At 66.1% G+C, this 12,736-nt stretch carries 12 protein-coding genes; 9 read left to right on the forward strand and 3 right to left on the reverse strand.

Going from position 1 to position 12,736, the window contains the following annotated elements:
- From A5697_RS04300 to A5697_RS04310, 3 genes are all read left to right on the forward strand, one after another.
- The coding region (locus A5697_RS04300; RefSeq protein WP_156673152.1) for a YhgE/Pip family protein at positions 1–771 on the forward strand (771 nt) is incomplete at its 5' end.
- A 68-nt stretch (positions 772–839) separates the two neighbouring features.
- Positions 840–1,280, forward strand: coding sequence for a VOC family protein (locus A5697_RS04305; RefSeq protein WP_068008295.1), 441 nt, complete (start codon positions 840–842; stop codon positions 1,278–1,280).
- Positions 1,277–2,014 carry an SDR family NAD(P)-dependent oxidoreductase gene (locus A5697_RS04310; protein ID WP_068008297.1) on the forward strand — a complete coding sequence of 246 codons (738 nt, stop codon included), beginning with the start codon at positions 1,277–1,279 and terminating at the stop codon, positions 2,012–2,014. Before A5697_RS04305 ends, A5697_RS04310 begins: the two co-directional genes overlap by 4 nt.
- Here the strand turns inward: A5697_RS04310 and A5697_RS04315 are convergent.
- Positions 2,007–3,164: a Zn-dependent alcohol dehydrogenase gene (locus A5697_RS04315; protein WP_068008300.1), complete on the reverse strand. Its 1,158-nt coding sequence runs from the start codon at positions 3,162–3,164 to the stop codon at positions 2,007–2,009. The genes A5697_RS04310 and A5697_RS04315 overlap by 8 nt on opposite strands.
- Positions 3,161–4,387, reverse strand: a complete 1,227-nt coding sequence (locus tag A5697_RS04320; RefSeq protein ID WP_068008304.1) for a cytochrome P450 — start codon at positions 4,385–4,387, stop codon at positions 3,161–3,163. Before A5697_RS04320 ends, A5697_RS04315 begins: the two co-directional genes overlap by 4 nt.
- Positions 4,388–4,530: 143 nt before the next feature.
- Here A5697_RS04320 and A5697_RS04325 point away from each other — a divergent pair, with 143 nt between their 5' ends.
- The 6 genes from A5697_RS04325 to A5697_RS04350 all read left to right on the forward strand — a co-directional run bounded on the left by A5697_RS04325 (position 4,531) and on the right by A5697_RS04350 (position 10,671).
- On the forward strand, positions 4,531–4,896 hold the full coding sequence (locus A5697_RS04325; RefSeq protein ID WP_067947190.1) for a Rieske (2Fe-2S) protein: 366 nt from the start codon (positions 4,531–4,533) through the stop codon (positions 4,894–4,896).
- The gene (locus A5697_RS04330) at positions 4,893–5,939 is read left to right on the forward strand and encodes an amidohydrolase family protein (RefSeq protein WP_068008307.1); all 1,047 of its coding nucleotides are present in this window, start codon (positions 4,893–4,895) and stop codon (positions 5,937–5,939) included. The genes A5697_RS04325 and A5697_RS04330 overlap by 4 nt, the downstream gene beginning before the upstream one ends.
- Positions 5,936–7,084, forward strand: coding sequence for an amidohydrolase family protein (locus A5697_RS04335; protein ID WP_068008310.1), 1,149 nt, complete (start codon positions 5,936–5,938; stop codon positions 7,082–7,084). Before A5697_RS04330 ends, A5697_RS04335 begins: the two co-directional genes overlap by 4 nt.
- Before the next feature lie 136 nt (positions 7,085–7,220).
- Positions 7,221–8,192 (forward strand): alpha/beta hydrolase, encoded by a 972-nt coding sequence (locus A5697_RS04340; RefSeq protein ID WP_068008314.1) that lies wholly within the window; start codon positions 7,221–7,223, stop codon positions 8,190–8,192.
- 95 nt (positions 8,193–8,287) lie between these two features.
- The gene (locus A5697_RS04345; RefSeq protein ID WP_068008317.1) at positions 8,288–9,430 is read left to right on the forward strand and encodes an acyl-CoA dehydrogenase family protein; all 1,143 of its coding nucleotides are present in this window, start codon (positions 8,288–8,290) and stop codon (positions 9,428–9,430) included.
- Positions 9,427–10,671, forward strand: coding sequence for an acyl-CoA dehydrogenase family protein (locus A5697_RS04350; RefSeq protein WP_068008320.1), 1,245 nt, complete (start codon positions 9,427–9,429; stop codon positions 10,669–10,671). Before A5697_RS04345 ends, A5697_RS04350 begins: the two co-directional genes overlap by 4 nt.
- Here A5697_RS04350 and A5697_RS04355 read toward each other — a convergent pair.
- Entirely contained in the window at positions 10,668–12,638 is a 1,971-nt protein-coding gene (locus tag A5697_RS04355) for a SpoIIE family protein phosphatase (protein WP_068008322.1), read from the reverse strand. The two genes, A5697_RS04350 and A5697_RS04355, sit on opposite strands and share 4 nt — an antisense overlap.
- Positions 12,639–12,736: the final 98 nt, after the last annotated feature.

A 12,736-nucleotide genomic window follows, 5' to 3' on the forward strand; every position in this document is an offset into this window, starting at 1 on the left:
GACGGCGCACGACAACTCAAGACGGGATCGGCCGAGCTGGCAACGAAACTCGCCGACGGGGCCAGGCAGGTGCCGAACTGGACCACCCAGCAAAAGGATGCGGTCGCCGACACCATCGGTGGTCCGGTGCAACTCGAGGCATCGCATGAGAACGCCGCGCCCAACTTCGGCACCGGGATGGCCCCGTTCTTCCTCACGCTCGCCTTGTTCTTCGGTGCCTTGGTGCTGTGGATGGTGTTGCGGCCCTTGCAGAGTCGCGCGATCGCCGCGGAAGTCCTGGCGATTCGCGTGGTGCTCGCGAGCTACCTGCCTGCCGCCGCGATCGCGGTATTCCAAGCGATCATTCTCTACTGCGTGGTCCGGTTTGCCCTCGGTGTGCACGCCGTGCACCCGGCCGCGATGCTGGGGTTCATGATGCTGATCTCCGGCGCGTTCGTGGCCGCGACGCAGGCCATCAACGCGCTTGTCGGTCCGGCGGTGGGTCGGGTGCTGATCATGGCCCTGCTCATGTTGCAGCTTGTCAGCGCGGGCGGCATGTATCCCGTGGAAACCACGTCACGGCCCTTCCAAGTCCTGCACCGCTTCGACCCGATGACCTACGGCGTCAACGGGCTCCGCCAGCTCATACTCGGCGGCATCGACGCCCGACTATGGCAGGCGATCATCGTGCTGGTCGGGATAACGGCTGCCGCACTGGCGATCTCCTGTCTGTGCGCGCGAAGAGACCGGGTCTGGAATCTCAGCAGGCTGATCCCTGCGATCAAGATGTAGGCAGACGTTCCGCGTCGACGATCGACGTTGCATGATGGTGGGCAAGCTCTGCGATCGAGAGGAAGCCCATGTTGGGTGTTCACCATGCCGCGATCTGTACCGCCGACGTAGAGCGCTCGAAGCTGTTCTGGCGCGACGGCCTCGGACTCACCGAACTGTTCGACCACACTTTCACGGGGGACTGGCCAGAACTGTTCGGCGCCAACAGCGACCGGTTGCAGTCGATATTCCTGGGGGATCCCCAGGCGCCCGATGCCGGCATCGTAGAACTGGTCGTGTTCGACGGTGCTTACGAGGCGAGCGTGCCGCCCCAGCGTCCGCGGCACGGCTTCTTTCTGCTCTCCCTGCAGCGTGATGTCAACGAAACGCTCGCCACGCTGGCCGAATTAGGATTCGCCGACGGTGTTCATCGAATCACGGTGCCGGCTCCCGGCGGAAAGACGGTGCCGATGGCCGTTATCACTGCGCCCGATGGCGTACTGGTCGAGCTGATCGGACCGGCGCAATGACGGCGCTGGTCACCGGCGGCGGATCCGGAATCGGGCGTGAGGTTGCCGGGCGGCTGCGCGACTCGGGGCACGACGTCGTGGTGTGGGACCTCGCGCATGGCGACATCGCCTGCGACGTCAGCGATCCCGACGCGGTGTCGGCCGCCATGGACCAAACCGTGCGTGAGCACGGCACGCCCACCCGGATCGTCACTTGTGCCGGCATCGGCGCGTCGGGCCTCCTGCTCGAAGAGTCGCCAGCGCAATGGAACCGTGTGCTAGGGGTCAACTTGACGGGCACCTGGCTGACGATTCGCGCCGGGGCGCGGGCCATGGTCGACGCCGGGGTGGGCGGCTCGATCGTTGCGGTCTCCAGCATCAGCGGCACCGTCGCCGACCGAGACATGGGTGCCTATTGCGTGTCCAAGGCCGGGGTGAACATGCTGGTCAAGGTGGCAGCCGCAGAGTGGGGGACCTACGGCATCCGGGTGAACGCCGTCGGGCCGGGTGTCACGCGCACCCCGATGCTGGCCAAACCCGAACAACTTCCCGGCTGGGTGGAGGCCCTGTCCGAACGAACGGCGCTGGGTGGGTTGGGCGAAGCCGCCGACGTGGCCGGCGCGATCGTCGGAATCCTCGAGGTACCTTGGGTGACGGGCCAAGTCGTGCACGCAGACGGCGGGCTTGCGCTGCACAGCCCGATCGACGCATACGGTCAACTGCAGCGGGTGATGGGCCGGAGAGGCCTCAGCTGATCCCGAAATCGATGATGCCCCGGATGATTTTGCCGTTGCGGAGGTCGTCGTAGGCATCGTTGATCTCGTCGAGGTGATAGCGCCGGGTGATCATCTCGTCGAGCTGGAGCTGCCCGGATTGATAGAGCCTGGCCAGCCGGGTGATGTCCGCCCTGGGGTTGCAGGAGCCGAATATGGTCCCGGCCAGGGTCTTGTTCATCAGGATGAAGTCCTGCAGGTCGATCTTCACCGATCGGGTCAGCTGCGAGGTCATGCCGGTAAGCACGCATGTCCCGCCCTTGCGGGTCAGCTGCAGGGCGTCGCGAACGTCGTCGGCGGTGATCAACGACGGTGAAACCACCACGGCGTCGGCCATGACTCCGTAGGTCAAGTCCCGCAACATGTCCTGCGCCTCGGCGATCGTGGCGGCGCTGTGGGTCGCGCCGAACTGCAGAGCCGACTTCTGCTTGAAGTCCACCGGGTCCACGGCGATGATCTGTGCGGCGCCGCTGATCCGCGCGCCCTGGATTGCGCCCGTACCGATTCCGCCTACACCGATGACCACGACGGTGTCGCCTCCGCGCACCCCGGCGCGATTGGCGGCCGAACCGTAGCCGGTCGGAATCGCGCACGACAGCAGCGCGCTTGGCGCCAGCGGCAGGTTCGGCTCGATCTTCACCAGCGAATTCGTCGACACCACCGTGTGTTCGGCGAACGCCCCGACCTTGGCCAGATGGCCCAGCGGCCGGCCGTCGGCGGTGTGATGGCGAAAGGTGCCGTCGGTGGGCATCCCCGGGGTGAGGGTGAATGCGCCGACGTCGCAAATGTATTCCATGCCGGTGGCACACCAGCGGCACTGGCCGCACACGGCGACGAAGGACATCACCACATGGTCGCCGGGGGCGAAATCCGTTACGCCGTCGCCGACTTGACGCACGATGCCGGATCCCTCGTGACCGCCGATCGTGGGGAACATCGTCGGGAGGCCGAGGGATCGCATCACCTCGTTGGGTGCCGACATGTCACCCTTGAGGATGTGGTCGTCGGAGTGACACAGCCCGGCCGCCGCCATCTCGACCAGGACCTCGCCGGCGCGGGGCGGGTCGAGCTCGAATTCTTCGACGGACCAAGGCCCGCCGACGTCGTGCAGGAGCGCCGCGCGGCTTTTCATGCGGCGGGGGAGAACGTGACCGGGAGCTTGTTGGGGGACCGGAACGTCACGCCGATGATCTTGGACTCCACACCGGTGCCGTCGTCGGCCACTAAGGCCAGGTCTTTGACGCGATCGAAGAGGCTGTTCAGCATGACGCGCGTCTCCAGTCGGGCCAGATGCATGCCGAGGCACATGTGGATGCCGCCGGCGAAGGCGATGTGGGCGTTGCGCGGCCGGGTGATGTCGAATACATCGGGGTCGGCCCAGCGTGTGTCGTCGCGGTTGGCCGAGCCCATGCACAGGTCTATCTGGGCGTCGGCCGGGATCGTCTTGCCGCCGATCTCGACTTCTTCGGTGGTGGTCCGCATGACCATGGTCAGCGGCGTTTCGACCCGCAGGCCCTCCTCGATGGCGACCGGTATCAACGACCGGTCTCGGGACACCATCGCCAGTTGCTCGGGATGGGTGAGCAATAGGTACAACAGGTTGCCCGACGATCGATAGGTGGTCTCCAGTCCGGCGGGCAACAGTAGCCGAAGGAACGCGATGATGGCCTCGTCGCTGAGTTTTTCGCCGTCGATCTCGGCCGTGACCAAGTCGCCGATGATGTCATTGGTCGGTTTGCGGCGCCGCTGCTCGACCTGGTCGAGGAAGTAGCCGTGCAACTCCTCTGCCGCGGTCAGCCCCGCCATGATGTCGGCCTGGATCGAGATGAGGTCGAGGGACAGCCGCCGGAACATGTCCAAATCCTCCGGCGGCAGACCGAGCAACGTCGAGATGATGCGGGTCGGAAATTCGAACGTCAGCGCCTTCACCAAGTCGGCGCGGCCCTCGTTTTTGATCTCGTCGATCAACTGATCGCAGACCGGCCCGATGACCGACGGCTCCCAACGTTCCAGCGCGGTCGCGCGAAACGCCTTCGCCACCAGGCTGCGGTGATCGTGGTGCTCCTTCCCGCCCATGGCGAGGATGGTGTGGCCCATCACCAACCCGATCGTCTTGTCGTAAGCGGCCGACGTGAAGATCCGGTCGTCTCGGAAGGCGCGATGGACCCCGTCGTAGCTGAACAAGACCCACTCGTCGCTGGGCAGCAATTCCTCCGGGATCTGCTCACGATCGCTCAGGGAGCCGTGCCAAACCGGGTCCGTGCGCCTCATGTATTCGAAGAACGGGTAGGGGCTCGTTTCGCCGGTGAGGTCGAGTGTGACGGGCTGGTTGGCGGGGTCGGTGCTGAGCGTCATTCAGCGCTCCTCCTGGGCAGCCGGTAAGCGGATGGATCGACGGGATTATCGCTATCATAGTATAGATAGCAACTAAGCCCAACGGCTTGTCGTGGTTACCGTAACGGGCACAGTATTGATGCTGCGTGGCGTCGGAGGCGGTGATGCAAGTGGCCGAGCGGCGATTCGTGTGCTCGCTGGACGATCTGCCGCCCGGCGGGATGAAGCTGGTCGACGTCGGGAAGTTCGGCGTCGGCGTGTACAACGTGCGCGGCGAGTTCTACGCGATCGTGAACTATTGCTCGCACGAAGGGGCCCCGCTGTGCCTCGGTCTCCTCGGTGGGACCAACGAGTTCGCCCCCGACGAACCCGGCGGGCTGCGGCGCGTTCGCGACGGCCAAATCGTCCGATGCCCTTGGCACAACTGGGAATTCGACATCACCACCGGTCAAAATCTCGCCGATCCGACCCGGCGTATCCGCACCTACCAGGTCGACGTCACCGATGGGGAGGTGTACCTGACCGCATGAGCCCACAGATCATCGATGCCAATGTGCAACCGCATTTCCGCTCCAACGCGGAGATCCGGCGCTACCTGCCCGCCGCCCATCAGCTGCGGTCGATCCCCGACGTCGAACAGCAGTGGTACTCCGCACCCGGCGGCGACTACCGACAAGACCTCTACGGGGAGCACTACCCGGGGTCAGACCCGGAGACGGTCAGTGGCGACCTGTTCGCGCAGGGCGTCGAGTACGCCATCCTCAACCCGCTGACCCGCGGCAACATCGCCGACTACCTGCTCAACAGCAGAATTTGCGCGGCGGTCAACGACTGGCTGCTCGACCGCTGGATCGAGCCCGACAACACCGATCGATTCCGGGGCACCATCCGCGTCAATCCGGAAGACCCGAAGGGGGCCGTCGCGGAGATCGAGCGCCTGGGCGATCACCCGAAGCTCGTCCAGGTCGGCGTCCCGATGCAGTCACGCGAGCCCTACGGCAAACCGATGTTCGAGCCGATCTGGGAGGCGGCCGCCGCCCACGGGTTGCCAGTGGCGGTACACATCAACGGCGGCAACGGCGTCGACTATCCGCCCACCTTCGCCGGCCACGCCCACACCTATCCCGGATATGCCGCGTTCATGCCGCTGAACTACTTCGTGCATCTGGCCACCCTCATCGTCGAGGGGATGTTCGGCAGGCACCCCGGCCTCAAATTCATCTTCGCCGACGGCGGCTATGACATCCTCACCCCGTTGATCTGGCGGCTGGACACCTTCTGGGTGTCCATGCGTGACCAGACGCCGTGGGTCGACCGTTACCCGAGCGAGTACCTGCCCGGCCACGTCAGGTTCTGCTCGTCGGCGTTCGACGGACCGACCGACGCCGGCGACACGCAGCGCTGGATGGAGTTCACCGGCAAGTCCGACCTGCTGATGTACGGCTCGGCGTATCCCCATTGGTCCACAACTCCGCCGGAGACCATCGCCGAGGGCCTCGATCCCGCCCAACGCCACAAGGTGCTGTGGCAGAACGCCAGCGAGCTGTACGGGCTGAAGGAGCGTGTCCGATGACCACCATCGAACGAGTCGATTCGCAGACCGGTCACGACGACGAGATTGCGGTCAGCATCGTCGACACCGACGTGCACCCGTTGCCCCTCTCGACCGACGTGCTCAAGTCGTACGCGCCGTCCGAATGGGTGGACAAGATATGGCCGACCGGCAACGCCGTCACCCCGGTACCGCATTTCTACGACACACCGGACTCGTACAAAACCATGTCGCTGCGGATGGACGCCGCCCCGCCGGGGGGCGGGGTTGCGGGCAGCGACCCGGAATTCGCCGCCAAGCAGTTGCTGCTCGACGCCGGCGTCAGCATCGCGACGCTGGAGCCGATGTGTGACGCCCAGCTGCCACAGGCCGAACACGTTCTGAAGTCCGCCTACAACGACTGGCTTGCCGATGTCTGGCTCGACACCAACAACGAACACGGCCGGTGGCGCGGATCGATCAGCATCAGCGCGCAGACACCCGAGCAGGCGGCGCGTGAGGTCGAGCGGTGGGCGGGACATCCGTACATGGCCCAGGTGCTGATGACACCGCAGACTCGTGGGATCCCGTTCGGCAACCCGCATTTCGACCCGCTCTATGAAGCCGCTGCACGCAACGGTTTCCCGGTGGCCACACACCTGATGGGACAGACGCCGTTCGAGCTGATTCCGTTGTATCCCGTCGGCAACCCCGCGCACTGGCATGACTTCTTCGCGTCCTGGCCGCTGCTGTATGTCTCGCACCTGATGAGCCTGGTGTTCGACGGCGCGTTCGACCGCCACCCCGACCTGCGGGTGGTGTTCGTCGAGGGTGGGTTCACGTGGGCGATGCCGGTGATGTCGCGGATGGACCGCATCTGGGAAGCCCGCCGCGGCGACCTGCCCCACGTGCGGCGCCGCCCGTCGGAGTATGTGCGAGAACATGTTCGGTTCACCACCCAGCCGCTGGAAGATGCCGACACCGTGCAGTTCCGGGAGTATCTGGAAATGATGGACCTGGGCGACAACCTGATGTTTTCGACGGACTACCCGCACTGGAGCTACGACGCGCCAACCTATGCGATCAGCCGATTCCCGGCCGACCAGCGCGAGCGGATCATGCGCGGCAACGCGACCGCTCTCTACGGGTTACCGGCGACGGTCAAGGCGCTTCCCGGAGAACTCTGAATCCGCCCGCGCTGAAGCGATGCGCCCCTCGTCTTTCACCACCCGGAATCGCAGGTCTACCTTGAATAAAGTTTCCGGCACGGCCCCGCGCCGGGACCGGACGAGCCCGCACGACGAGCCCGGAAGACGAGAAGGTATGACACAAACGAATCTGACGCGGCCACAGGGCCTTACCCGGATCGACCCGGTACTCCGAGAGGCCGCCACCGCATTGGGCGTCGTCGAATTCCGCGCCGAGACACTGCCCCCCGAACGGGAGCACGCCAACCGGCTCGCAGCCGAGCGCGCCGCCGCGGTCGACACCGCCGATGTAACCGTCGAAACGCGCACCATCGCCGGCCCCGGCGGACATCAGCTGAAGCTTCGCTTCTACCGCGGTCCCGACCTCGATCGAGCCGGATCAGATGCACCGCTTGTCGTGTACGCCCACGGCGGGGGATTCGTGACCGGCAACCTGGACACCGACCATGCCCAGTGCGTGGAGCTGGCCAGAGATGGCGGATGCCTGCTGGTATCGGTCGACTATCGACTCGCGCCGGAACACCCTTGCCCGGCCGCGTTGGATGACGTTGAGGCCGGCCTCTACTACGCCATCCGCAACTGCGCCGAGCTGAAGGTGGACGTCAACCGCATCGCCGTGATGGGACGCGACGCGGGCGCGGCACTGGTCGCGGGCCTGAGTCAGCGCATGTTCGATGACGAAGGTCCACAGATCCTGGTGCAGATCCTGCACCAGCCGATGCTCGATTCCGACGCCACCCAATCCCGGCGCGAATTCCAGCGCACGCCGGGCCTCAACGGCCCGGCCGTGAGCCGGGCATGGGGTCATTACGTCGGTCACGCGAGCGCCAACGGCCAGCATGTCCCCGCGCACCGCGCGAACCTCGAGGGCCTGCCGCCGACGTTCATCAGCTGCGCGGAGATCGATCCCTGCCGCGACGAAGCCATCGACTACGCGAACAGGCTGTTGCACGCCTACGTGCACACCGAATTACACGTCATCGCAGCAGCATTCAACGGGTTCGACTCGCTGGTTCCAGATTGGGTTGTTTCTCAGGAGAACCGTGCCCTGCACGCGCGTTCGCTGCGTCGCGTGTTCGCCATGTAGCGCCGAACAGCACTATCGACGGAACTCCGGTATCTCTTACCGTAGCGCTAATTGCTACCATCGAGAACGCCGGAGAACTCTCCACGAGAGGCAGCATGACCACACTCGACTCTCCCGAAAAGACGCTGTTCACTTCGACCACCCAGGCTTTTCTGGAAAAGGAAGCGCCACTGCGCCGCGTGCGGGAGTTGCACGCCGCGGGGATGTCGTTCGATCCGGCATGGTGGCGGCGCGCCGCGGAGCTCGGCTGGACGGGCCTCTTGGTGCCGGAGGAATTGGGCGGCGGCAGCGTCTCGGACAGCGGTTTGGCGGATCTGGCCATGGTCGCCGAACAGCTCGGCAAGACTGTGGCGCCCGGGCCGTTGTATCCGGTCAGCGTCGTACTGGCCGCGCTCGTCGAGTGTGCGGACCGGCAACCGCATACCGACACCATCGAGGCCCTGATGTCCGGTGAAACCGTGGCGTCGTGGGCGGTTTCGGAGCCGGGCCACGGGTGGGCGCCACTGGATCCGTCGGTGACGGCCACCCCGACCGATTCGGGTTATCGCATTGACGGCACCAAGGACCGGGTCGAGGCCGGCGCGCAGAGCGCGGTGCTGCTGGTGGCGGCGCGCAGTGGCGCCGAGCTGCGCCAGTTCTTGGTCCCCACGGACGCGCCCGGCGTGACCATCGAGCCCCAGCAGTCCGTCGACCTGGTCAAGCAATATGCCCGGGTGCATTTCGACGGTGTGATGGTGGATCGATCGGCGGCGGTCGGCACCGCCGCCGAGACCGCCGCCCTGATCGACCGCCAGAGCCAGATCGCCCAGACCCTGCAGTGCGCCGAGGTGGTTGGCATCCTGCAGACGGTGTTCGACCTGACCGTCCAGTGGGCGTTGGACCGGCACACCTTCGGGCGCCCGCTGGCGTCCTACCAGGCCCTTAAGCACAAGTTCGCCGACATGAAGCTGTGGCTGGAAGCCTGCCGCGCCACCACGGCCGCGGCGGTCGCCGACGTCGCCGCCAACTCACCCGGCGCGGGCCTGTCGGCCAGCATCGCCAAGTCCTACGTGGGTGAGATGGCCGGCCAAATCGTCCAGGCCTGCGTGCAGATGCATGGCGGCATCGGCGTCACCTGGGAACACGATCTGCACCTCTACCTGCGCCGGATCACGTTGTATCGCTCCATGTTCGGAACACCGGAGGAACACAACCTGCGCGTGTATGAACACGAGAAGGCGGGTCGGTCCAACAAATGACACCGACCGAATCCGTTGCCGAGTTCGCGGCCCGGGCCCGGGAATGGCTGGCGGACAACATGCCCCGCATCGATCCCGAATCGCCGCCGCCCGCCCCGCGCGACGACGAACGATCCTGGCTACGCGCCCGAGAACTGCAAAAGCAGTTGTACGAAGGCGGATTTGCCGGGATCTGCTTTCCCCGCGAGTACGGCGGCCTCGGCCTGGACTACGAGTACCAGAAGGCATTCGACGCGGAGACCATCGACTACGAGATGCCGCTGATTCTCAACACTCCGACGTTCACCATCTGCTGCGCCACGCTGCTCGACACCGGAAGTGAAGATCAGAAGAAACAACACATCGCGGCGGCGCTGCGCGGCGACGAGGTGCTGGTGCAGTTGTTGTCCGAACCCAGCGGCGGATCCGATCTGGCCGGCGTCCTCACCCGGGCCGAACGCCACGGCGACCGCTGGATACTCAACGGCGCCAAGACGTGGAGCACCAGCGCGTTCGCCGCCGACTATGGGCTGTGTCTGGCCCGCACCAATTGGGATGTGCCCAAGCACGAGGGCTTGACGATGTTCCTGGTGCCCATCGCCCATCCGGGAATTACGTTGCGGCGCATCACCATGCTGAGTGGTTCCACGGAGTTCTGCGAGGAGTTCCTCGACGGGGTGGACGTCGGCGACGACGCCGTCGTCGGGGAGGTGAACAATGGCTGGGCGGTGGCGTCGCGGCAGCTGTACCACGAGCGCAGGGCGGTGGGGCAGGGCTCCGAGTTCGCCAGTGGCAGCGGCAGTGAGGGCGGCAATGCGAATCCCGTTGACTACGTGGCCCTTATCGAGAAGACGGGTCAGGCCGGGAACGAACGCGTGCAGCAGATGGCCGGCCGCGCACTCGTACAACGTGCGGTGGCCGAGCAGCTGATCGGTCACGTCTACCGCAGCGTCCGCGATGGCACGCTGCCGCCCGCCGCCGGTACGCTCATCAGGCTGTTTCACGCCGAGACCGTGTTCGTGGATGTCGACACCGCCATGGCGATCGCGGGAAATGCCGGCGTGGTCGGAGAACCCGGGGACGGCCTGGAAACCGGTCTGCGTTACCTGGCCCGCCAGACCGTCGCGATGGGCGGCGGCACCACGGAGATGGCGCGCAACGTCATCGGCGAGCGGGTGCTGGGCTTCCCGCGGGAATACGCGGCCGATCGAGGCGTGCCGTTCAAGCAGGTGCGGCACGGCCAGCGATCCGAGCGGCTCTAGCCCTCCGCGACGAGATTCTCGGCGAGTCCGCCGGCGACCGGGAGCTGTACCAGCGACAACACATGGTGCGCCGGGCTGCCCGGCGGGGCCACCAGCACGTACTCACTGCCCTGGCGTAGTGCACGGTCGCGCGCGGCCGCCAGCGCGCTGACGCCGGCCGACCCGAGCTGGGTCACGGCGCTGAGATCGATGGTCAACGGCGCTACCCCGGAACGGCTTTCGACCGCGATCTGGCGATCCAGCGTGGAGGCGGTGGTGGAGTCGACGTCGCCGCTGACGACGATGCGGCCCGGTTCGGTGACCACGGAGACGAATTCGGAGTCGGTCGACCTCCGCTGCTGATCGGTCCGGCTGACGAGCGTGTCCGTGACGAAATTGGCGGGTCGCGACAGGCGGTGCGTCAGGCTGGCGGTGGTACCGCCGGGCCCATGGGTGACGTGGGCGCTGGATACCAGGGCTTCGGCCATGGCCAGGCCGCGGCCGCGACCCTGCTCGCCCTCGAGATGGTCCTTCCACTGCCCGTGGTCGGTGACCGACGCGTAGAGGTTACCGTCCCCGGCCAGCGATGCCTCGACGACAACACCGTCGGAAACCTCTGTGGTGTAACCGTGTTCGACCGCATTCTCGACGAACTCGGAGATCGCGTGCACGATGTCGGAAATGTCATCGGGGGCGGCGCCGACCTCGGCGAGCCACTGACGCAGTCGAGAGCGAACCGCGCGCGCGGCATGAATCGTGGCATCCAGCGTCATCTGGAGCGGTGGCGGCGGCATACGCCGTTGCGCCGCAAGCAATGTGATGTCGTCGCTGTAGCCGGTCGACCGCAACAGCAGTTCCAGCGTCTCCGCACAGATGCGGTCGATGGGCCGCCCCGAGGACTCGATCACGAACCCGCCCTGGCCGCCGGCGATGTTGGCTGCCAAGTCGGCGAATTCGGCGGTGCTGGCCATCAGCGGTCGGCCGGGACGTTCGATCAGACCGTCGGTGTAGAGCATGACCACGTCGCCCAGGTCCAGGAATTCGGTGCGCACCGGGAAACCCGTGCCGCTGCCCAGCGGGCCAGCGCCGGACGGCTCAAGGTAACGCGACTCGCTCTCCGAACCGACGAGCAGCGGCGGCGGGTGCCCGGCCGTGCAGTACTGGAATTCTCCCGTGCCGAAGTCGAGCGAGCCCACGCACATGGTGGCCGACCTCGAGCCGGGCACATGTTCGTGGAAGCGATCGACCGCCGCCAGCGCCTCGGCGAGCGGATAGCCCGCGACGATCTGCATCCGCAGCGCAGTGCGCAATTGCGACATCACCGCGGCCGCCTCGACGCCGTGGCCGACGACGTCACCGACGATGAGCACCAGCCGATCTCCGAGGGGAATCGCGTCGAACCAGTCGCCACCGGCGGCCGTGTCCTGGGCGGCGACGAGGTACTCGGCGGCGACGTCGGCGCCCGGAACGACGGGTACCGACGGCGCCAGCAGCGCCTGCTGCATGACGGTGGCAGAATCGCGCACGTTCCGGTATCGCTCGGACAACTCGTGCATGCGCGACTCGGCGGCCAGCCGTGCGCGCACCCGCTCGGTCACGTCGACGAAGGCGAGCTGCACCCCCTCGATCGAGCCGTCGTCTCCGCGCCGTGCCGTGACGATGAAGTCGAAGAAGTGCTCTTGTGCCGTCCCCGAGCCCTCGAAGTCAGCTTGCACCCGCCACTCGGTTCCCGACTGCGGCTCGCCCGTCTCGTAGACCCGGTCGAACATTTGCAGGATCTGCTGGCTCTCCAACTCGGGATAGACCTCGCGCACCAGGAGCCCGATGCTGTCGATCGGAGGACTGAGCGCGCGGTAAGCGGCGTTGACCGCGACGAATCGGTGGTCGGGCCCTTCGAGGCCGACCAACAGCGCGGGAACATTCTCGAAGATGCGGCGGACGTCGTCGGCCGCGCCCACGGTGTTGTCCCAGTTCCTTTCGGCGGCCATTGGCCGTTCCTCCTACGGCCCCCCGTTTTCGGGCTGAGTCTCGCAAGCTGGTCACAAAAGCGCTGAGCACTCGCCAGGCACAGGCACTAAGAATATCA

Origin of the sequence: Mycobacterium sp. E3251 (assembly GCF_001666835.1) — a bacterium.
Lineage (GTDB): Bacteria > Actinomycetota > Actinomycetes > Mycobacteriales > Mycobacteriaceae > Mycobacterium.